This is a genomic window from Bradyrhizobium liaoningense (assembly GCF_018130785.1).
Lineage (GTDB): Bacteria > Pseudomonadota > Alphaproteobacteria > Rhizobiales > Xanthobacteraceae > Bradyrhizobium > Bradyrhizobium liaoningense_A.
In genome coordinates this window covers 1-20,600 of record NZ_JAFCJT010000012.1, presented here as the reverse complement: position 1 = coordinate 20,600, position 20,600 = coordinate 1, and the positions used below count along the sequence as shown (strand labels likewise).

Annotated in this window: 18 protein-coding genes and 1 pseudogene; 12 read left to right on the top strand and 7 right to left on the bottom strand. The window is 60.9% G+C overall.

All coding sequences use genetic code 11. The features are described from left to right. Positions 1-215: 215 nt before the first annotated feature. Complete coding sequence (locus JQ627_RS22865; protein ID WP_312015804.1) at positions 216-1,109, bottom strand: endonuclease/exonuclease/phosphatase family protein; 894 nt, start codon at positions 1,107-1,109, stop codon at positions 216-218. A 440-nt stretch (positions 1,110-1,549) separates the two neighbouring features. On the opposite strand from JQ627_RS22865, the gene JQ627_RS22860 reads away from it, so the two are divergent. From JQ627_RS22860 to JQ627_RS22830, 7 genes are all read left to right on the top strand, one after another. After that, positions 1,550-2,326: an ABC transporter permease gene (locus JQ627_RS22860; protein WP_212486391.1), complete on the top strand. Its 777-nt coding sequence runs from the start codon at positions 1,550-1,552 to the stop codon at positions 2,324-2,326. A gap of 64 nt (positions 2,327-2,390) precedes the next feature. Then, a complete protein-coding gene (locus JQ627_RS22855; RefSeq protein ID WP_212486390.1) occupies positions 2,391-3,389 on the top strand; it encodes an ABC transporter substrate-binding protein in 999 nt (332 codons plus the stop codon). Between the two features lie 38 nt (positions 3,390-3,427). Continuing rightward, entirely contained in the window at positions 3,428-3,940 is a 513-nt protein-coding gene (locus JQ627_RS22850; protein ID WP_249143302.1) for a MaoC/PaaZ C-terminal domain-containing protein, read from the top strand. An 11-nt stretch (positions 3,941-3,951) separates the two neighbouring features. Beyond that, a complete protein-coding gene (locus JQ627_RS22845) occupies positions 3,952-4,788 on the top strand; it encodes an ABC transporter ATP-binding protein (RefSeq protein ID WP_212486389.1) in 837 nt (278 codons plus the stop codon). A 38-nt stretch (positions 4,789-4,826) separates the two neighbouring features. After that, positions 4,827-5,585, top strand: coding sequence for an enoyl-CoA hydratase/isomerase family protein (locus JQ627_RS22840; protein ID WP_312015803.1), 759 nt, complete (start codon positions 4,827-4,829; stop codon positions 5,583-5,585). An 11-nt stretch (positions 5,586-5,596) separates the two neighbouring features. Further along, a complete protein-coding gene (locus JQ627_RS22835) occupies positions 5,597-6,370 on the top strand; it encodes an IclR family transcriptional regulator (RefSeq protein ID WP_212486387.1) in 774 nt (257 codons plus the stop codon). A gap of 64 nt (positions 6,371-6,434) precedes the next feature. Beyond that, positions 6,435-7,280 carry a fumarylacetoacetate hydrolase family protein gene (locus JQ627_RS22830; protein WP_212486386.1) on the top strand — a complete coding sequence of 282 codons (846 nt, stop codon included), beginning with the start codon at positions 6,435-6,437 and terminating at the stop codon, positions 7,278-7,280. 45 nt (positions 7,281-7,325) lie between these two features. Here JQ627_RS22830 and JQ627_RS22825 read toward each other — a convergent pair whose 3' ends face one another. The 3 genes from JQ627_RS22825 to JQ627_RS22815 all read right to left on the bottom strand — a co-directional run bounded on the left by JQ627_RS22825 (position 7,326) and on the right by JQ627_RS22815 (position 9,982). Further along, positions 7,326-8,138: a shikimate dehydrogenase gene (locus JQ627_RS22825; protein ID WP_212486385.1), complete on the bottom strand. Its 813-nt coding sequence runs from the start codon at positions 8,136-8,138 to the stop codon at positions 7,326-7,328. Between the two features lie 7 nt (positions 8,139-8,145). Then, positions 8,146-9,210, bottom strand: a complete 1,065-nt coding sequence (locus tag JQ627_RS22820) for a LacI family DNA-binding transcriptional regulator (RefSeq protein WP_249143301.1) — start codon at positions 9,208-9,210, stop codon at positions 8,146-8,148. A 79-nt stretch (positions 9,211-9,289) separates the two neighbouring features. Beyond that, the gene (locus tag JQ627_RS22815) at positions 9,290-9,982 is read right to left on the bottom strand and encodes a DUF4286 family protein (RefSeq protein WP_212486384.1); all 693 of its coding nucleotides are present in this window, start codon (positions 9,980-9,982) and stop codon (positions 9,290-9,292) included. 143 nt (positions 9,983-10,125) lie between these two features. Here JQ627_RS22815 and JQ627_RS22810 point away from each other — a divergent pair, with 143 nt between their 5' ends. Continuing rightward, the gene (locus JQ627_RS22810) at positions 10,126-11,703 is read left to right on the top strand and encodes a CoA-transferase (protein WP_312015802.1); all 1,578 of its coding nucleotides are present in this window, start codon (positions 10,126-10,128) and stop codon (positions 11,701-11,703) included. Positions 11,704-12,292: 589 nt separating this feature from the next. Here JQ627_RS22810 and JQ627_RS22805 read toward each other — a convergent pair. Beyond that, positions 12,293-12,769: a Crp/Fnr family transcriptional regulator gene (locus JQ627_RS22805; RefSeq protein WP_212486383.1), complete on the bottom strand. Its 477-nt coding sequence runs from the start codon at positions 12,767-12,769 to the stop codon at positions 12,293-12,295. 81 nt (positions 12,770-12,850) lie between these two features. On the opposite strand from JQ627_RS22805, the pseudogene JQ627_RS39670 reads away from it, so the two are divergent. Beyond that, positions 12,851-12,983: pseudogene (locus JQ627_RS39670) on the top strand (IS21 family transposase); the annotation flags it as partial. 154 nt (positions 12,984-13,137) lie between these two features. On the opposite strand, the gene JQ627_RS22795 reads toward JQ627_RS39670, so the two are convergent. Continuing rightward, the gene (locus JQ627_RS22795; protein ID WP_249143300.1) at positions 13,138-13,665 is read right to left on the bottom strand and encodes a hypothetical protein; all 528 of its coding nucleotides are present in this window, start codon (positions 13,663-13,665) and stop codon (positions 13,138-13,140) included. A gap of 142 nt (positions 13,666-13,807) precedes the next feature. Here JQ627_RS22795 and JQ627_RS22790 point away from each other — a divergent pair, with 142 nt between their 5' ends. Genes JQ627_RS22790 through JQ627_RS22780 form a run of 3 tightly spaced genes read left to right on the top strand, consistent with a single transcriptional unit; the run spans position 13,808 to position 20,197 of the window. Next, entirely contained in the window at positions 13,808-15,082 is a 1,275-nt protein-coding gene (locus JQ627_RS22790) for an NHLP bacteriocin system secretion protein (protein WP_212486382.1), read from the top strand. A gap of 58 nt (positions 15,083-15,140) precedes the next feature. After that, positions 15,141-17,297, top strand: a complete 2,157-nt coding sequence (locus JQ627_RS22785; protein ID WP_212486381.1) for an NHLP family bacteriocin export ABC transporter peptidase/permease/ATPase subunit — start codon at positions 15,141-15,143, stop codon at positions 17,295-17,297. Further along, positions 17,294-20,197, top strand: a complete 2,904-nt coding sequence (locus tag JQ627_RS22780; protein WP_212486380.1) for an NHLP bacteriocin export ABC transporter permease/ATPase subunit — start codon at positions 17,294-17,296, stop codon at positions 20,195-20,197. Before JQ627_RS22785 ends, JQ627_RS22780 begins: the two co-directional genes overlap by 4 nt. 202 nt (positions 20,198-20,399) lie before the next feature. On the opposite strand, the gene JQ627_RS22775 is transcribed toward JQ627_RS22780, so the two are convergent. Then, positions 20,400-20,600: hypothetical protein (locus tag JQ627_RS22775; protein ID WP_212486379.1), on the bottom strand; the 201-nt coding region annotated here is incomplete at its 5' end.

Genomic DNA, 20,600 nt, shown 5'->3' with positions numbered 1-20,600 from the left:
GATTGCATATGCTCTATCTCGGAAAGAGCTTGTCCCGAATGTACCGGGAGGTCGGCTTAAGCCTGATCCTTCGCGGTTTGCGCCTGTCGCTCTCGCCCGCATGTTTGCGGCCGTCCGGAAACATCCAGAGCTTATCTCGCCGCCGCCTGACCAGAAGCAACCGCCCGTTCTTCGCAGCGACAAGCTTCGATTTTGCAATATCCCGTCAGCCACCTTTAGGTGAGTTCGATAAAGACTGGTTGATGATCGGAGGCATCGGTCTTGCCGTTGACCTCGATGTGAGCGATGCGGCCGACCAGATCTTCTGTTGTAAAGATGAAGTCGCGGCAATCGGGGCCGTCGGCCCATTGCACGTGATCATAGATGCCGCAAGTCGGCGACCGCGGCCGGTCGGGCCGACCGGCCGTCCAGGCATCGCGATAGTTGAGGCCCGGTCGGCTCGACCGGTCAATCATCGCGTGCTGGGGATCGGTGACGTCAAAATTGAAATCGCCGCACATCAGGCTCGATGCCGAGACGGTTTGGCTTTCATAGGGCTCATCGGGCTCTCTGGTCGACGCCTTGGGACTGGTCGAGGCGTCCTCCTGCAAGTCCAGCAGGCGCATGATCTGCGCTTTGCGCTGAGCAACCGAATAATATTCAAGATGCGTATTGACGATGCGCACCGCGCCGAACGCAGTTTGAACCGTTACCTCCAAGGCATGGCGCCGCATGCTGCGCCCTTTGCCTGCGCCCGGCCATGGCAGGATGTGATTGTTGATCTGAACGACCGGGACGCGCGACAGGGTCATGTTGCCGAAGCGATGCAGCTCACCTGCCCGATCGACGGTTTCGATCGCCGGACGGAACACCGGCATATAGCCTGGCAGCAGCGCGGCGAGTTGCGCGCTCTGATCGCCACCGCCATCGAGCCTGGAGAAGCTCGAACTCACTTCCTGGAAGCAGAAGACATCCGCATCGCATGTCTCCCTCGCGATCCTGACGATCCTCGCCAGATCGGTCACGCCGTCGCAGCCTTTGCCGCACTGAATGTTCCAGGTGAGAAGCCGCATCAACGAATACCCGCGCGCATGAAGAATTGGACCAACTGCCGCGACCGCATAGCACACGTTGCCGACGTCGGCTCCGATCGTGTCGCCAGGTCGCCCCCTGCTTCCTGCTCCTGGTTAGAGCCTCTTGCGAGTTCGCAGAAGGCTTAGACGCCGTTACCTCGGAGCCGGATAAAGCGGTTACAACACGTGCCCACAAAGCCTTGATCGCGAGAAATGTTCGTGTGCGGAAGGGAACCAACGGTGCTAGGCATGTACCGATCTCCAAGGGGAGAAATGAATTTGTAACCGGATACATTTTTCTGTTGAAGGCCTCCTGAAGTTGGAATAGCGTTCCACCTAACCGCTGCACCCGACCGTTTCGGACGCTGCCGCAACGAAGCGCGCCTTCAAGTTCGCGCCTAGAACAGAGATGGGAGCCAGGGATGGTTTCGCCGACACCCTCCGGGTTGATCGGATCGACTCCGCGCAATCTGGAGTCTGATAGCGCACGCGATCGCATGCCGCTTTTGCGCAGCTTGATGAAGATCGGCTGGAATCTATTGCCTCCCCTGACATTCGTGGCGATCGTTGGCGCGTGGGATCTGCTGGTCAGGGTGTTCAAGGTTCCGGTCTATCTGCTGCCCGCGCCCGGTCCCGTCTTCGCGCGTCTGGTCACCGATGCGGGCATGCTGTGGAGCAACTCGATGGTGACGCTGACCGAGATCGTTCTCGGCTTCGGCCTCACGCTGGTGACGGCCATTCCGCTCGGCCTGTTGATCGCGCTGTCCCCGGTTGCCAGGCAAATTCTCTATCCGCCGATCATGCTTCTGCAGCTCGTCCCGAAGATTGCGGTCGCTCCCCTCTTCCTGGTTTGGCTTGGCTTCGGGATTGAATCCAAGGTGCTGCTGACGGTCCTGATGACCTTCTTCCCGCTCCTCCTGGCGAGTATCAGTGGCTTTCAGATCCTCGACAATCGGCTGCTGTACCTGACAAAGTCGATGGGAGCGTCGACCTGGCAGACCTTCCGTTTCCTGCGCATTCCCGCGGCGCTGCCGGTCATATTCTCCGGCATCAAGGCGTCGGCCACCATCGCGGCAACGGCCGCCATTGTCGCTGAATTCGTCGGCGCCAATCAGGGACTCGGCTACGTGCTGCTGAAGGGCACGAGCACCATGGACCTCGAGCTCACCTTTGCCGTGCTTGTCGTTCTGACATTCATCGGGATCGTGATCAACTACGTCGTCGAGTTCAGCGAATGGCTGATGGCTCCCTGGCAACGGGACGAGACGAATTAGCACAACAGGCTTTGAACTTACACCAGCGCTAAAATCAGAAATCAATATTCGGGAGGGATATTCAATGAAACGCGCTCTGACTAACATCTTCGTCGTCGCAAGCTGCGCGCTCGGCTCGTGGAGTGCGACCGCGACGGCGCAAACCGCAGTCACGTTCCAGCTCAACTGGACCGCGGGCGGCGCCAATGCCGGATTTGCTGCGGCACTGGGAGAAGGCTTCTACAAGGCCGCCGGGCTCGATGTGACCATCGTCCAGGGCAATGGCTCCGGCAACACCGCGCAGCTCGTCGCCAGCGGTCGTGCCCAATTGGCCTATGCTGATGCCGTCGCTGTTAGCCAGTTGATTGCCAAGGGCGCGCCGATGAAGGTCGTCGCCACGATCTATCAGTCCAATCCCAACGAAGTGTCCGCGCTGACGAAGAGCGGCATCAAGTCGATCGGCGATCTCAAGGGCAAGAAGGTCGGAGTGCCCGCAGGATCGTCGCAAACCACGATGATGCCGCTGTTCCTGAAGGCGAACGGCCTGAAGGAGGCGGACATGACCATGATCAACATGCCGGTTCCAGCCATGGTCCCTTCGCTTCTCCAGGGCCAGGTGGACGCGATCCTGGGATCGATGGACTCCTACCAGATCCAGCTCGAGCAGCAGGGCGCAACGCTCGATAACTACCGGTTCGCCGACTATGGCGTGCCGACCGTCAGCACCTCGATCTTCGCTTCGGACAGTTTCATCAAGGACAATCCCGACGTCCTGAAGAGATTCATTGCCGCAAGCCTCAAGGGATGGAGCTTTGCGCTCGACAATCCCGACAAGGCGGTCAAGGACCTGAAGGCGACCTTCCCGGACCTCAACGAGAAGCTCGCCGCGGCCGAGCTCGCTGCCATCACCCCTCTCTTCTGCAGCGGCGGCGCCAAGTTCATCGGCAAGGCCGAAGACGCGCACTGGACGAAGACGCAGGCCCTTCTGTCCGAGGTGAAACTGCTGCCGGAGGGACAGGACCCGAAGAGCTACTACACGAACGCGTATCTGCCGGCCGACGGCGAGATGCGCGCGTGCAAATGACACGTCGGTTCGCCTGACGTCCAAGATTGAGCATCGCCATGAACAACACGCCGAGACTGGGATATCGCTTCGAAGACCTCCACGAAGGCATGAGGTTTCGAAGCCCCGGCCGCACCATCACGGAAGCTGATCTGATGAGCTTCGCCGGACTGACCGGCGATCATTCGGAGCTCCACACCAGCGATGTCTACGCCCGCGCAAGCGAGTTCGGACAGAAGGTGGCCCATGGCATGCTCGGCCTCGCTTACGCCCATGGCCTGATGTGGGCGCGGACCGGCGAGCTTCGCGACACGGCAATCGCCTTCCTCGGCATCAGCGATTGGCGCTTCGTCGGCCCGATCTTCGTCGGCGACACCATCTTCGTCGACTACGTTCTGGCCGAGCTGCGCGACAGCCGCTCACGCCCGACCCAAGCCATCGCCAATTTCGATGTCGAGGTCGTCAAACAGGACGGCGTCGTTGTCCAAAAGGGTCGCAAGGCGCTTCTGGTTTCGAAGGTTCCGCTCGAAGCCATCAAGGCGTCAATGGCCGTTCCGGCCTCCGCAAGGTAGAGAGACAGATCATGACGGCTCAATCCGACATGGCAGCCCGATCCGGCGTTCCGATCACGATCAACAATGTGTCGAAGGCTTTCGGCGAGGGCACAGGCAAGCCGTTCCAGGCCTTGAAGTCCATTGACGTGACGATACCGGCCGGCGAGTTCATCTCGGTTGTCGGCGCATCGGGTTGCGGCAAGAGCACATTGATGTTGATGGTCGCGGGCCTGCTCAAGCATTCGACCGGAGAGATCACAGTCGCCGGCCGGGCGGTGAGAGAGCCCGTTACCGACGTCGGGATCGCCTTCCAGGACCATCTGCTGCTCGACTTCCGCACGGCGTTCGAGAATGTCATGCTCCATGCCGACATTCGGAAGATCGACCGTGCCAAGCTGGCGGTTCGGGCCAAGGAGCTGTTCGCGCAACTCCGCCTCGAACATGCGATGACCAAATATCCGCGCCAGCTTTCCGGCGGCATGCGCCAGCGCGTCTCGCTGATTCGCACCCTCGTCCACGATCCATCGGTGATCCTCATGGACGAGCCGTTTGGCGCGCTCGACGCACTGACCAGGCTTCAGGTGCGAACCGATCTCGAGACGCTTTGGCTGCGCCGCAGGCCAACCGTGGTCTTCATCACCCACAGCGTGGAAGAGGCCGTCGGCCTGTCCGACCGCATCTTGGTGATGAGCCCGAGCCCCGGCGAAGTCATCGACGACATCAAGGTCGAGCTGCCGCGCCCCCGCCCCATCGTGCTGGGCGATGCTCCGGAGTTCGGTGCTTATGTCGACAGGATCCATCGCCATTTTGAGCGGATGGGCGTCCTTCACGGTATCACAATGCCCCAAGCCGCCGGCGCGCAGTGATGACTACAGTCCTGCAGCAGGGCGCGGCCCCTACCCTCGTGCAGACGACGCGCCGCGGAACCGTCGCGGAGATTGCGCTTGCTGCGGGGCCGCTGAATCTGGTGACGCGCGCGATGCTGCGCGAGCTCAACCGGGTCGTCTGCGAACTTGCCCTGGCGCAGGACATCCGCTGCGTCATTCTCCACGGCGGAGACGCGCGGGCGTTCTGCGCAGGCAGCGATATCCGGGAATTCGGGCCTATCCGCCACGACGCGAGCGAGCAGAAGATCCTGTTCGAGGATATGGTTCTGCGCAACCTGGCGAGGCTGCGGATGCCGACGATCGCGGCCATGGATGGCCCGGCGTTCGGCGGCGGTTTCGAGCTCGCCTTGTGCTGCGACCTGCGCGTCCTCAGGCGCGGGGTCTCGATCGGGCTTCCCGAAAGCCATCTCGGCGGATTGGCGGGCAACGGAGCAGTGCGAGTCACTCGCCTCATTGGTCCGGCCCGCGCCAAGCAGATGCTCTTCACTGGCCAGCAGATCGATGCCGAGCGCGCCCTCGACTGGGGCCTCGTCAATTTCGTTGCCGACACATCGGCGCTCGATATGGCGCGGGCGGTCGCCGATACCATCGGCGCGCGCGGCCCCATTTCAAACCTGCTCGCCAAGGAGCTGGTCGAGCATTCGCAAGACGAACCGCTCGATGCCGGCCTGCTTCGCTCCACCATTGCTCAGCAGAAGATCTTCGACTCGGACGACCTTCAGGAAGGCGCTGTGGCGTTCTTCCAAAAGCGCGCGCCGGTCTTTTCGGGGCGCTAGGGAGCCCTCAGATGGCGCATATTCCCGCCGAACGATGCCTTTCGATCGTCGAATTGCTGGTGGATGCGGCAGGCGAGCTGCCGCTGGGCGAGATCTCCGAACGTCTTCGGTTGCCAAAGAGTGGCATTCATCGGCTGCTCTCGGTTCTGATCGACCGGGGCTGGGTCGAGCAGGATCGCAAATCTGGCGACTATCGACTGACGCACCGCCTGACCATCCTCGGGCAGCGTCTCTATCGCGCGACCGGCATCCCGGATATCTGCCAGCCGCTGCTCGAGCGCCTCGCTCGCGAGACGCATGAATTCGTCCGCCTGGCCGTGATCGATGCCCATTCGCTTGTCTGGGTCGCCGACGCGCAGGGCGCGCGCGGCGGGCTTTTGTACCAGCCGCTTCTCACCTCGAACACCGTCCCGCTGTATGCAACGGCGAGCGGAAAGAGTTGGCTGGCGCGGCTCGATCTCGTAACGGTGCGTGACATTCTGGCGCTCAACGGAAGCTTCAACGATGCGAAGAACTATGGGCCGAGCGTCATCCGGACGTTCGAAGACTTTGTCCCTGAACTCGCGCGAACGGCCGAAAGAGGCTACGGAATCGCCGTCAGCGAAGCGGAGCCCGGCGTCACGGCGGTCGCAGCCGCGGTCCTCTCCGGCGGAACCGCCTCGCCGGTTGGCACGATCAGCGTCGCCGGTCCCGGTGTTCGAATGAACGAAGCCCGCGTTACGGATGTCGCGCCATTGGTCATGCAAGCCGCGCGCGAACTCTCCGAGGTCTGGCCGTTGCGATAGCGCGCCTCGTCACCGCCCGGCATCCGGGCAATCCCAAACATCTCACCATCACGGAGACAGATAGATGAAACTCGTTCGCTTTGGTTCTTTCGGCCAGGAAAAGCCAGGCGCGATCGACAGCACGGGCAAGCTTCGGGATTTGTCCTCGATCGTCCCCGACATTGACGCCGCCGCCCTGTCTCCGGCGGGGCTGGCGCGCCTCAAGGCAACTGATCTCGGCACCCTGCCCGAAGTGACTGGCTCGGTGCGCTACGGTGTCCCGGTCGCTCACGTTCCCAATCTCGTCTGCATCGGCCTCAACTATACCGACCATGCCGAGGAGACTAACGCACCAATCCCGACGCAGCCGATCATCTTCAACAAGCATACCGGTGCTCTGTGCGGCGCGAACGACCCGGTGCTACTGCCGCCGAGATCGAAGAAGCTCGATTGGGAGGTGGAACTCGCCTTCGTCATCGGCCAGACCTGCTGGCATGTCAGCGAGGAGAACGCCCTCAACTATGTTGCGGGATATATGGTGCTCAACGACATCTCGGAACGCGAGTACCAGATCGAGTGGGAAGGGCAATGGGCCAAGGGAAAGAGCTATCCCGGTTTTGCGCCGTGCGGTCCTTGGCTCGTGACGAGCGACGAGGTCCCCGATCCCCAGAAGCTTGATCTGTGGCTCGATCTGAATGGAACCCGCGTCCAGACCGGAACGACGACACGCATGATCTTTCCGATCAAGACCCTCGTTTCCTATCTGAGCCGCTTCATGCGACTGATGCCGGGCGACATCGTGACGACAGGTACGCCGCCCGGCGTCGGGCTCGGCATGAAGCCGAACAAGTTCATGAAGGCCGGCGACGTCATGACGCTGGGGGTAAGCGGCCTCGGGGAGCAGCGTCAAATCGTGACGCCTGCTCAATAACGATATCAGACTGCACCCCAGGCATATCTGACTTCGCTTGGGGTGTTATGCGGGACCGATCCCGAAAAATGCAAGCACTGCGTCCGCCTGCCCGCTGATCATCGCCGCGCCATTCGCGGTCGGACAACCCTTCTCGCGCGCGAGCGCGAGTAGTGCTGTTGTTTCCGGCTTTGGAACGATATCGATGACGGTCAGACCTGGATGAAGTTCGCCGCGGAACGGCGCGAGCGCGAATGCCGGTGCCATCCCAACCGGCGTGGCATTGATCAGCAGATCGAAGCCGGCGACGCCAGGTTCGGTGGCACCGGCCTGGCAGCTGGGAAAATGCTTTTGAAGGCGTGCTGCAAGCTCGGTCGCACGGTTCGCGTCGAGATCGAAGATGCCGATCATGGCCGCGCCGGCCGCCGCCAGCGCCATCGCGATGGCACTTCCCGCTCCTCCCGCACCGAGGATCAGGATATGCCGCCCGGCCGCGGATTGCCCGAGGGAGGCAAGCGCGCCAATGAGGCCCGCGCCGTCGAACATGTCGCCTTTCCACGAGCCGTCCGCTTCGCGGCGCACCGCATTGATCGCACCCACTGCCTGCCCGATTGGACCGACCTGATCGGCATAGGGAAGTACCCTCCCCTTGTGAGGATAGGTTACCACGAAGCCCATCAGGTTCCGGATCGCCATGATGCCTTTGACGGCGTCGTCAAATGTCGCCGTCGGGATCTGCATCGGCAGCAGGACTGCATTGACACCAGCCGTGACGATGCGCGGATTGTAGATCTCGGGCGATCGCACCTGCGCGATTGGGTCCCCGATGATGGCCAGCAGTTTGGTATTGCCGTCTATCCGAGCCTGTTCCACGATCACTCTTCCATTACGTTGGTGCCGGCCCCGACGATTTCCGGATCAGCAGCTCCGCGCTGCATTCGAAGGCGATCTCGATCGGGCGGTTCTCGACGCGGCTGATGATGAAGCGCGCGGCATCTCGGCCGACCAGCTCACCCTGCACCCTGACCGTCGTGATCGGGATCGGCAGATGGCTCATGATCTCGATGTCGTCGTAGCCGACGATCGAAAGCGCGTCCGGAACCTCGATGCCCATCTCCTGGCTCTCGAGCAAAGCTCCGACTGCGAGGAATGCGTTGCCACAGATGACGGCGGTCGGTCGCGGCTCCGCGGCCATGATCTGCCGGAACAGGGACCTGCCCTCCGCGATCGTCCATTCGCCGATGGCAAAGTGCTGGGGCCGCACCGCCAGCCCACGTTCGGCAAGCGCATCGCGGACACCTTCGAGGCGTGCCGCTGCGCGATCGTTGTTCTGCGTCGATTGCGCGATCAGCCCGAACCGGGTGTGGCCGAGATCGACCAGATAGCTCGTCAGCTGCAGCAGGGCCTTGCGATTGTCAGGACCGACGCAGGTGCCGTGCGTCTCGGGTTCATAGACGAAGGCGTAAACAAAAGGTACGCCGCGCTGATTGAGAAAGCTTTCGAGCTCAGGATGATGCGCCTTGCCGATCAGGATCATGCCATCGATGCCCTGCTCGACGAATTTGCGGACTTGCGCATATTCCTGGGCCGCGTCGTAATTCGAGCAGGCCAGCAGCAGAGTGTAGCCGTTGACCAGCAGCTCCTCCTGGATCGCGTTGGTCGCCCGCGCAAAATCACCATGAGAGAGCGTCGGAAACACCGCCCCAATGGCGTTCGATTTCCGGGTCGTCAACGCGCGCGCCGCACCATCTGGCACCCAGCCGAGGTGCTTGACGACGGATTCGACCCGCGCGCGAAGCTTCGGCGAAACAGCCGCGGGATTGTTGATCACGCGAGAGACGGTCGCGGTCGAGACCCCGGCCGCGCGCGCAACGTCCCTCAGCCCGACGCTGTTTCGTGGGGGCGTGACGCCCTGCGTGTGGGCTTCTTGGGGGTCTTCAAGTGACGCCATTGTCTCTCCTGGCCGGACGCAGCGCGTGGTCGATTGCTGGTCCCTACCCTCAATTAGCATGTCGGCGTTGCCAATTGTGCTACGACGCCGAAATCTCCGCCTTGGTCAGGGCAAATTGCAACGCGTAGAGCCCTCGATTGATGCGGCTCGCTGCGCCATGACGCTCCAACTCAGAATCGTTGCCGGTTGTCGTTCGAAACCTTGCCAGGGCCTCGGGGCTGCTGCCTTCGATCAGGAGGATCCAGGCCGCCACTTTGTCGGGGCCGCCCCGCAAAGCCCTTTCGGCCGTCTGCGCCAGTCCGGCCTCGGTTCGACCCTGCAGGAGATGGATGCCGACAATGCCGGGGATTGCCTGGAGCGCTGTGTTCATCGCGGATCTGAGCACCGACGTGAGCTCGTTCGGAGCGAGTGTCGTCTCAAAGCTGATCGCCTCGATGAACCCTCCCTCGCCGAGGCCGATGCTCCAGGCTACGTCGCAGATCGTCCGCGATGTGTCGAGGAAGTGCGCCACGACCTGACGGGTCCAGTCCGTCGGTGCGTTCAGCCGCGCCTGATAGGTGGCGGAGGAGAGGTCAGCCGTGCTCAATGTCTCATAGAAATTGAAGTATTTTGGATGTCCGTTGAGCGCGACGTAGCGGCGGCCGCGCAGGAAGCCGGCCAATCCGACCCGTTCCGGAATGTGCTCGCGCACATGCCAGGCGACGAAATCATCCTCCGCCTCCGGCTTGATGCCATTCCAGATCGCAAGAACGCCCTTCCCGAGCAGAGCCATGGAGAGAACTCCGGTTTGTAACACCCGTCAAATGTGCCGGGCGGGGAAATCAGCACGTCCACACAGCTTGACACCCCGAACTACCCCCTATATGTAACCGGTTACAATTGCGGCGTCAATCGTTCGCCTTGGGGAGAATTTCCGTGAAGGTTATTTCGGGATCGGACGCGGCGAAGCTCATCAGGCCGGGCGATAGCGTGATGATCAGCGGGTCCGGCGGAGGCCACTGCATCCCCGAGTCCATCATTGTCGCCATCGAAAAGCGCTTCCTCGAGGAAGGGCAGCCACGCGACCTCTGCCTTATCCACGTCGTGGGCCTTGGCGACCGCGTCGCACAGGGCGTGGATCGCTTCCGCCATGAAGGCATGCTGAAGCGTAGCGTGACCAGCGCACTGATCGACTCGCCTTCCCTCATCCCGCTGGCCCGGGACAACAAGATCGAATCCTACACCCTCCCCCAAGGCGTGCTGTCGCAGATCACGCGCGACATGGCTGGGCGGCGCCCGGGATTGATCACCAAGGTCGGCCTCCACACCTTCATCGATCCACGCCAGCGCGGCGGGCGCCAGAGCGAGACCGCGACGGATAATCTCGTCGAGCTCATGATCATCGATGGCGAGGAATGGCTTCGCTACAAGCCGTTGCCGCTCAACGTCGTGTTATTGCGCGGGACAACGGCAGATGAGGACGGCAACGTCACGATGGAGGACGAAGCGCTGTTCGGCGAGATGATCTCCACCGCCCAGGCCTGCCGGCAGCAAGGCGGGACGGTGATCGTTCAAGTCAAGCGGCTCGCCAAGCGTGGAACTCTTCCGCCAAAGAGCGTGAAAATTCCGGGCATCCTCGTCGATCACATCGTCGTCGATCCGGACCAGCGCCAAACTTATGCGACCGACTACAATCCGGCCTATGCGGGCGAGCTGCGCATTCCACTCGAACATCTCAAGCGCCTTCCCTTCTCGGAGCGCAAGATCGTTGCACGCCGCGCCGCGATGGAGATTTTGCCCGGCGCCGTCTGCAATCTCGGCGCAGGCATATCCACGGGCATCTCAGCGGTCGCATCAGAGGAAGGCATTCTGGACGATATCGTTCTGACCAACGAGCAGGGTTTTATCGGCGGTGCCCCACTGACCGGTCCGGACTCCGGCACGGCGCAGAACTACGATGCCGTGATCGACGCTCCCTACCAGTTCGATTTTTACGACGGCGGCGGACTAGACATTGCCTTTCTCTCGTTCGCGGAGGTCGATCCGGCGGGCAACGTCAACATCTCACGGTTTGGCGACAAGATCGTCGGGGTCGGCGGCTTCATCAATATCAGCCAGAATGCACGCAAGGTCGTCTTCAGCGGCACTTTCACCGCTGGCGGGCTCGAAGTTCGCTTCGAGGACGGCAAGCTGCGTATCGTCCGGGAGGGCCGACATCGCAAGTTCATCGGCTCGATTGAACAGATCTGTTACAATGCCGAGTTCGCGGTGAGAGAAGGTCGTACTGCCCTGTTCGTGACCGAACGAGCCGTATTTCAGGCTTCGTCCGGAGGCCTTCAACTGATCGAAATCGCTCCTGGTATCGACGTCGAGCGCGATATCCTGGCCCATATGGATTTCCGTCCAGAGATCGCGACAGCCGTCAAGACAATGGATGAGCGGCTCTTTCTTCCGCCATTGATGGGCATGGCCAGCGATATCATGAGCCGCGAACGCGTGAAGCGGTCCCGGTGATTTGAGGGGCGATGCTTCGCCTGCTTCTAGCCCTTCGGCGACATATGCCTGCGGCTGAAAGCCTGCTTTGCACCAAGCGCAGTCGGTCCCGTATCTCAGACAGGTCGCGCCGACTGTTGCGATCGTCGTTTGGAATTGAGCAAGGCGAAGCGGGAGCGCAACACTTTTCAGATCGAGGTCGCACGTCGCGGCTCCCCTTTGGGGGCTCTCTCGTCACTTGACGTCAGAGCGGTTTGGCAAGGTGTCACCCGCATCTCGCCCAACCGAGCATAAACTCCTCGTTGGCCTACCGGCCTTCGCTGCCGGCCAACACGGACTCATCCTGGCGCCACAACGCCTTGCCTATAGCGAGTCTCAGCAGGAAACGGCAGATTCTCTGACCTAAAAGCCGCGGCAACATCGATACCGCCGCAATCTCAGCCAGCGGGGCCTGACAGGTTGAATGCGCACGGCTCGACCGCTCGGAAGATCCTTTTAGTGTGCACCTACCTCTCCTGATCGGCCTTTATCGACCCGACATGGTTGGCACTCAATGATGACGAGCCGCTCCTGATTACTGCTCCCGCCGGACATAAATATCACTTCGTCCTTAACTCGCATGAAGCATCTGCAGCTCCGCAATGCGATTGTCGGCACGGCGAAGCCGCCGACAAAGCTCGCGGTTGATATTCTGCATCACCATCACATACGCGTAGATGTCGGCTTTGTAGTACGCGTAGAGTTGTCGAGCCGCGAGCTCGTACAGCAGGGTTGGGCTCTGCGCGACGATGGTCGCTGATCGGTTCTGCATCTCGATAAGCGTCATTTCGCCAAAAAAGTCGCCAGGCCCAAGGCTCGCCATGCGAATTATGCGCCCCGAGCCCCCGAGCTTGCTCACCACGAGCTCGCCGGAGTGAACAACGAACATTGAGCGGCCCGGCTCTCCTTCTGCGACGACAGTGTCGCCGACGTCGAAGCGGCGCTCGACCAGCATTGAGACCAAGAGATCGCAACTCGCGTCTGAGAGACCACCGAAGAAAGGTGTGGCAAGCAAAAACGCTTTCAGATCGGGCGAGCTGACAGCCATCGAGAAAATATACTCCCGCGACCAGCGGTGGCAAGCCGCCGAGACGTCGACGCTGCTGCCGCACGCAGCCGGGAGGGCGCGGTGATCAAACTTCGGGAACTTGTCATGATCCTGGATTTGCATCGCCAAGATCAGTCGGTTCACGGCCCTCGCCCAGCAACTTGGGGCCGATCGAAAGACAGTCAGGGCCTACATCGCCCGAGGCTTGCCGCCGGTTTACAAAACGTGGCACCTAGGTGTTCTCGATGGTGCTCGGCTACTCACTGTCGATCTGGGCGCGCTTTTCTCCATTAGGATCTGCAAGTGGTCCTTCGCTGTCATCTCCGCACGTGGAGATCGCCTACCGCGCGGGCGCCTCTTTCGCCCGGTCAAAGGCGAGCTCGAATGGAAGCCAAAATGCCTGTCGTCGTGTCGATGATGGTTAGGGCCTGCTCAATCTTTCCTTGCCCTAACGGATATTTGGTACACCGCTCGGATATCTGAACTAACCGCTTTCTTTCGCTCGTCAGGATCGCGCTGCTCTTGTCGACGGCAAACCTGACGATATCACGCATTGGATTTTTGTCGCCAAAATCGGTCAGATCTTTCTCCATCGTGATCAAATACTCATAGCTTGCCAGTTCGTCGGAGATCTGAAGAAGTTCCCGAATAGTCGAGTTGACACAGTCGGCGTCTCCGCTGGAAACATCGGGACGCTTTGCGGTTGCGACAAGGTCGTTCATGAGGTTGGCAAAAAGCGGCTTAAGGCTCTCCGCCTGCCTGAAATCGCTCTCGGACAGGACGCCCGCGCAGCACACACTCGGAAGGAAAAGCCCAAGCCCCAAGCTTGCCGCCAGCATCTTTCGGCGCGCTCGCGCTGGGAACGAAAATCTCGTGGTGCCGGTCAGCCCGTGCATCCCAATTGGTCCTTCCCCTGCCACCCCTTATTGATTGTTAGATGGTTGCTTCTGTGCAAAGATCGGGGATCGTCGGCTTCAGTTCACACTTGCTTTGAGTGCAGACATGTCGGCGTCTGAACCGCTCCCAAAGCCGGAGCATATGAGCAAGACCGACGGGCCGCAACGGGCGTTTCGCGCCGCGGCCCTTGACCGGGCTGCGTCTCCCGAGCAGCTCGATCACCTCGTTGTCATCACCAAGCCCGCTGACTGGATTCTTACCCTTGTACTGTGCATTGCGCTTGCGGCGGCCGTGCTGTGGAGCATTTTCGGGCGCGTGCCCACTCGCGTCTCTGGTGAGGGAATCCTGATCGGCAGCGGCGGTAAGGTCGTCGACGCGGTATCCGCCGCGGCCGGACGGCTGCAGTCGGTCGCAGTCACCGTGGGCGAGCACGTCAACAAGGACCAACCCATCGCCCAGATTGTTCAAACCGAGATCCAGCAAAAGCACAACGCAGCCACCGAGGTCTTTCAAGAACGCCAGCGGGAGCACGCCGATCGGACGTCGAAAGCTGCAAGCGAGCTCGCCGCCAAGAGCCAGAACTTTGCAAAACTTGAAATGGCCCTGCAACAGGTGATCAAGGCAACGGGCCAGCGCATCGAATATCTCACCGTCGACGTCAAGAACCTCGAGGATTTGCTGGCCAAGGGATACACGACGCGGCGCAATCTGGAAGAGCGACGCCAGGAGCTGACCGATGCGCAACAGCGCCGTACTGACGCCCAAAACGAGATTTTGAAGCTGCGGTCGCAGAAGACGGATCTGGAAACGGAGCGCGGTCGCGAAATTCAGCAATCTGAGTTTTCCCTCAACGAGGCCCGGCGGCAGATGAATGCCGCCGCCGAACAGCTGAGCCAGAACACCCAAGTGATTAGCCCGATGGACGGGCGGGTTTTGGAAGTGAAAATTTCGCCCGGTTCGGTGCTCGCCATCGGCACACCGGTGATTGCGATCGAAAGCGAAGGCGCCAAGCTCCAAGCCCTCGTCTATGTTCCCGCCGAACGGGGCAAACAGATCAAGCCTGGCATGCAGGTGCAACTCGAGCCAAGCACGGTGAAGCGCGAGGAATTCGGCATGATGCTGGGCAACGTGGTCAGCATCTCTGATTTCCCGATGACGCCGCAAGGCATGGCCGCGCTGCTGCACAACGAAAGCCTGGTTTCACGCTTCTCGCGCGACGGTGCACCTTACGCCGCGATGGTTGCGCTCGATGAAGACGCCTCCACTGCAACCGGATATCGATGGGCCGTTGGCGAGGGGCCGAACATTCATCTCACGAGCGGAACGCTGGCTCGGGCCGAGATCACAACACGCCGGCAGCGCCCCCTCGATCTGGTGATACCCCTGCTCAAGCACCTCACGGGAATTGATGGATAGGCCCTCTCCAAACCAGCCAACCAGCGGGCGCGGCCGGCCCAAATCTTACGTCAGCCGCATGGCGAGCTGGTTGCCGCAGCGACGCACCCAGCGGACACCCATCATACTGCAGATGGAAGCCGTCGAATGCGGTGCGGCAGCGCTTGGCATCATTCTCGGTTATTACGGCGCGTGGATTCCGTTGGAGGAGCTTCGCGTCGCATGCGGCGTATCGCGCGACGGCAGCAAGGCGAGCAACATCATCAGAGCGGCGCGCCGATACGGACTGACGGCGAAGGGTTACAGCGTCGAGCCTCCGGCACTTGCCGAGATTCCAACGCCTTGCATCATTCACTGGAACTTCAACCATTTCGTGGTTCTGGAAGGACTCAACAGAAAGGTGGCCTACATAAATGACCCCGCGAGCGGGCGTCGGCAGATCGATCTGGTCGAGCTTGACCACGCCTTCACCGGCGTTGTCCTGGTGTTCGAACGGAGCGAAACGTTCGAGAAGGTCGGCGCCAAACCGAAGGGCATAGGCCTGCTCATACGGGAGCTGCGCCACTCAAAGCAGGCGGTGGCCCTGCTAGTTGTTGTCAGCATCGCCGCGGTCCTGCCCAATATTGTTGCCGCGGGATTTTCAAAGATCTTTGTTGATGAGATTTTGATCCAGCACACGCGCGGCTGGCTTGTGCCGCTCCTGATCGGCATGGCGCTGACGGCGGCCCTCCGGGCCGTTCTGACCATCATACGTCAATCGCTGCTATTGCGGCTGCAGACCAAGCTCGCCGTCGTGATGACCAGCCGTTTTCTGTGGCGCCTCATGGCGCTGCCGCTGGAATTTTTCACCCAACGCCACGCCGGCGACATTGCAAGCCGTATTGCAGCCAACGAACAGATCGCCCGGCTGCTTTCAAGTGGCATTGCCGCCAATGCGCTCAGCCTGATGTCGGTCGTCTTGTTCGCCGCGGCCATGGCCGTCTACGACGTTAGCCTGACCGCGCTTTGCGTCGCAATCTCTTTGATAAATGTTCTTCTCCTGCGGCTTGTCGCTTCACGCCGCCAGGAACTGAGCTATCGGCTGGCGCTCGATCAGGGACGGCTACTCGGGGCGACCGTGAGCATGGTGCGGACTATCGAAACCATCAAGGCAAGTGGATTGGAAGACGACGCCTTCGGCCGGTGGGCCGGTCTTCAGGCCAAAAACCTCAACGCCGAACAGAGGATCGGCGCCTCCGCCATCATACTGGACATGGTCCCGACCTTGCTCACGGGACTCACGATCGCGGCGATTCTCGGTGTCGGAGGCTTGCGGGTCATTCAGGGCTCGTTGACGCTGGGAAGCCTCGTGGCCTTCCAATCCTTAGCGCTGAGTTTCTCCGAGCCTTTCGTCAACCTCGTGAACTATTTCAGTGGCCTGCAAACCATCAAGGGAGCGCTCGAACGGCTCGAGGATGTCTACCGATACCCGCAAACGCCGCAACCGCCGACACATGCGGGTGCCTTGCCGCCGAAGCTTACCGGCCGACTCGAACTTCACAACATCAGCTTCGGCTATTCGGTGCTCGAGCCGCCGCTCTTGGCGGATCTTTCGCTGGTGATCCCAGCCGGTTCGCGCGTGGCGCTCGTTGGCATGTCGGGCAGCGGAAAATCGACTCTCGGCAAGCTGATCTGCGGACTGTACAAACCCTGGTCCGGCGAGATTCGTTTTGATGGATGTAAGCTGGCGGATGTCCCGGCGGACATTTTTGCGAACTCCGTCGCCTATGTCGACCAGGACGTCTTTCTGTTCGAGGGAACGGCGCGAGACAATTTGACGCTCTGGGATTCAACAACCGATGAGCGCCACCTCCTGACGGCGGCCAAGGACGCGCTGATTCATCAAGACCTTGCGACTAGACCGGGCAATTATGACTGCCACGTCAATGAGGGCGGAACGAACTTCAGCGGTGGTCAGCGTCAGCGCATCGAAATCGCCCGAGCCTTGGTTTGCAATCCCTCGATCCTTGTCTTGGATGAAGCGACGGCTGCCCTTGATCCGATCACGGAGAAATCCATCGACGACAACCTGCGGCGCCGCGGCTGCAGCTGCATCATCATCGCCCACCGCTTGAGCACTATACGCGATTGCGACGAAATCATCGTGCTCGAACGCGGTCGCATCGTTGAGCGCGGCACGCATGAAGAGCTTCTTGCGCTTCAGGCTTCCTATGCCAAACTGGTGGCGCGCGAATGACGGATCGATTTCTCAGTGAGAATTTCGTTGGGCAACAACGCGAGGCGCCGATCGGTCTGTCGCACCGGACTTCGCTCGATGCGCGTCGCCCCATGCTTCTCAGCGACCACGAACACGTTTTTCAAGTGGCAGCCGGCCACGTCGATTTATTTGCAGTTCAGCCGACAGGCACGCGCCAGCATTTATTTCGTGTCGAGAACGGCGGATGCATTCTGGACCTGCACAATGCCTGCGAAACCTCGGGCAGCCGACTGCAAATCATCGCTGTCGGCCCGCCTGGGAATGCGCTTTTGGAGGTGCCGCGCAGTGCAGCGTCCTTTGGCCCTGTGTCTGGTTGGATTGCCCAATTGGCGGTGTTCATGGTCCGCTCGGCGGCAAACGAAGCCATTTCCGAGTTGGTGAGCGGTGAGGCGATTGAACTGCACCCCGGCGAGCGACGTCGCGGTCCGATGCGGGACCTCCTGTGGGCACACCTTGACTCCGGGACAGCAAAGGTCATGAACCTCGGCTCGAGCTTCGCTCCCGGGCAGCCTCCCTTCCCTTTGACCGCTGGGGTGTGGGTGGAAGCCGGCGAGCACGGGTGCAAATTGCGCCTCGACCCAAACCCGCCAGATACCCAGATTCTCTGGTCCGCGATTGATCGATTCCAGGTAACAGTCATCGCTCATCTTGAGCGCAGCCTGGCAGAGGGCGTCTTTCGAGAGCGGGAACGCCTGATCCGCCGCGACGAACTCACTGTGTCGCAAACGCTCGACTCGTTTGAGCGGCTCGCTGATGTCGTGGTCAAGAAAGCCGATCGTGCGCAATCCGAATGGGACCCGACAGACCCGCTGCTTTGCAGTTGCCGGGTTGTCGGAGAAGAACTGGGAATACCCGTTACGCTTTCGCAGCGCGCTCAACCCACAAGACAGGCCTTCAGCGACATTCTGGAGATCGCTCGCACAGCCCAGTTGCGGATCCGCCGTGTACTCCTGCGCGATGTCTGGTGGAAGACCGATGCCGGACCGCTCCTCGGTTGGCACGGAGACCAACGCAGTCCAGTGGCTCTGGTGCGCGAGCGGGCGAACACCTATACGATGTTCGACCCCAGGGGGGGAAGTCGTCGCCCGGTCGATCGCTCCGTTGCCGGGGAGCTCAAATCAGAGGCCATCACTTTCTATCCGGCGCTGCCGGCCCGCCCGCTCCAATATCGCGATCTGCTTGCCTTTGCGATGCGAGGCGTTTCCGGCAGCATCGCGCGCATCGCGTTGGCGGTTGTGGCAATCGGGCTACTGTCGCTGATGCCGCCACTGATCACCAATGTCCTGGTCAATTCGGTTATCCCACGCACCGAGATCGATCAGCTCGTTGTTTGTGCGCTTGCGCTGACGGTCACCGCTGTGGCGATGGCCGGTCTGCAGGTGATGCAAGGACGGGTCACGTTAAGGCTCGAAGGTCTGCTCGACTACAAGCTGCAGGCCGCGCTGATCGACCGACTGCTCCGCCTGCCTACCTCTCTGTTTCGCGAATATACAAGCGGCGATTTGGTCGATCGCGCCATGGGCATCGACGCCACTCGCCGGATCTTCACCGGACGTGTGCTGGGCGGCTTTACGGCCTCGTTCTTTTGTCTCTTCAGCATTGGGCTGATGCTCTACTATGACCTCCGACTGGGCGGCATTGCACTGCTGCTTATCATGATTAGAGCGGCTGCAATTCTTGCCACGAGCGCCGTGCGACTCTACTACGAAACCAAGCAGTTCAACCTGCAAGGCAAGGCCAGCGGCTTTGTGCTGCAATTGATTGCGGGAGTCGGCAAGCTGCGCGTGGCAGGCGCAACGGCGCGCGCGTTAGCGCGATGGTCGCAACAATTTGCCGTACAGAGGCGCTATTTCATCACCTCGCAGCAAGCGGCCAACGCGCTGAGTGCCTTTGATACCGCCTTTCCGATGCTGGCGACATTGATCATCTTTGCGCTCGCCTCCTACACAAACAGTCACGTCCTGCTCGATCTCGGCGCGTTTCTCGGCTTTCTGGCAGCGTTCGGACAGGCCACGGCCGCGATCGGCAGTTGGGCCTCGAGCGTCAGTGAATCACTGGTGGCGATTCCTCACCTCAGCCGCTTGAAGCCCGTGATTTCCACTCCTGCCGAGATCTCTGAGGAACGGCGATCACCCGGAGAGCTATCCGGAGAGCTCGAACTTTCCGGCATCGTGTTCCGCTATACGACAGGCGGGCCGAAGGTCCTGGATGACGTCAGCCTGAGCATTGCGACAGGTGACTACGTCGCGATCGTCGGTCCCTCAGGTAGCGGAAAATCGTCGCTCTTTCGTTTGCTGCTCGGTTTTGAGCGGGCGGAAGCCGGCACGGTGTTTTACGACGGCAAGGCCCTCAACACGCTCGACATCAGCGCCGTGCGCCGGCAGCTTGGCGTAGTGCTCCAGGATACCAAGCTCGCAACCGGAAGCCTTTACGAAAACATTTGCGGTGGCGTTGATTTGCCGCTGGAGAAGGCCTGGGAGGCCGCCCGACTGGCGGCGCTGGATGCCGACATCGCGCAGATGCCGATGGGCATGCATACGTTGGTTGCGGAAGGTGTGAGTACGCTGTCAGGCGGCCAGCGGCAGCGACTATTGATCGCCCGCGCTCTTGCACGCTCACCACGGATTCTTCTGTTTGATGAGGCAACCAGCGCACTCGACAACCAAACTCAAAGCATCGTCGGCACCTCGCTGGAACGATTGAGTATCACGAGGATCGTGATTGCGCATCGCCTCAGCACCGTGCGCAATGCGGATCGTATTGTCATGCTCTTGCGCGGCAAAGTCGTGCAAGCGGGAAGCTACGCGGAGCTCATGAGCGAACCAGGGCCGTTTGCGGATTTTGCCAAGCGGCAGTTGCTCGAATCGGCTCATCGCTAGCCTGACGGCGGGGCGGACGATAATCCGGACGCATCGCTAGGCCGGGCCATTCTCTGTGGATGAGGATCTCTCGGCAGCTGGGCACGAGTACGCTCGTTGGACATTGATTGCGCTAGGATGCCTGTGTCCATGAGAGTTCTCGATTGAAATGAGTACCCGCACACCCCCGGAAGCAGCCAAGGAGTGTGCGGGCATAGGCAACTTAGCCGATCGAGCTGGTGTTCGACTGTGCGAGCAGCTGCGTGACGGCAGCGGCACCACCGGCACCGAAGACGCTGGAGCCGCCCTGAGCCACACCGACCTGCGTGGCAGAGTTCGCCTGCGCGACGATGTTGTTGGACAGATTGCTCAGGTCGAAGAACCCTCCAGACACGGCGTCGAGTTCCCTATCGATCAGTTCACA

What these genes read in the sequence shown, in the direction of transcription:
- JQ627_RS22860 (WP_212486391.1), top strand. Translation starts at nt 1,550, where the DNA reads ATGCCGCTTTTGCGCAGCTTGATGAAGATCGGCTGGAATCTATTGCCT.
- JQ627_RS22855 (WP_212486390.1), top strand. Translation starts at nt 2,391, where the DNA reads ATGAAACGCGCTCTGACTAACATCTTCGTCGTCGCAAGCTGCGCGCTC.
- JQ627_RS22850 (WP_249143302.1), top strand. Translation starts at nt 3,428, where the DNA reads ATGAACAACACGCCGAGACTGGGATATCGCTTCGAAGACCTCCACGAA.
- JQ627_RS22845 (WP_212486389.1), top strand. Translation starts at nt 3,952, where the DNA reads ATGACGGCTCAATCCGACATGGCAGCCCGATCCGGCGTTCCGATCACG.
- JQ627_RS22835 (WP_212486387.1), top strand. Translation starts at nt 5,597, where the DNA reads ATGGCGCATATTCCCGCCGAACGATGCCTTTCGATCGTCGAATTGCTG.
- JQ627_RS22830 (WP_212486386.1), top strand. Translation starts at nt 6,435, where the DNA reads ATGAAACTCGTTCGCTTTGGTTCTTTCGGCCAGGAAAAGCCAGGCGCG.
- JQ627_RS22820 (WP_249143301.1), bottom strand. Translation starts at nt 9,210, where the DNA reads ATGGCGTCACTTGAAGACCCCCAAGAAGCCCACACGCAGGGCGTCACG.
- JQ627_RS22815 (WP_212486384.1), bottom strand. Translation starts at nt 9,982, where the DNA reads ATGGCTCTGCTCGGGAAGGGCGTTCTTGCGATCTGGAATGGCATCAAG.
- JQ627_RS22805 (WP_212486383.1), bottom strand. Translation starts at nt 12,769, where the DNA reads ATGGCTGTCAGCTCGCCCGATCTGAAAGCGTTTTTGCTTGCCACACCT.
- JQ627_RS22795 (WP_249143300.1), bottom strand. Translation starts at nt 13,665, where the DNA reads ATGCACGGGCTGACCGGCACCACGAGATTTTCGTTCCCAGCGCGAGCG.
- JQ627_RS22790 (WP_212486382.1), top strand. Translation starts at nt 13,808, where the DNA reads ATGAGCAAGACCGACGGGCCGCAACGGGCGTTTCGCGCCGCGGCCCTT.
- JQ627_RS22785 (WP_212486381.1), top strand. Translation starts at nt 15,141, where the DNA reads ATGGCGAGCTGGTTGCCGCAGCGACGCACCCAGCGGACACCCATCATA.
- JQ627_RS22780 (WP_212486380.1), top strand. Translation starts at nt 17,294, where the DNA reads ATGACGGATCGATTTCTCAGTGAGAATTTCGTTGGGCAACAACGCGAG.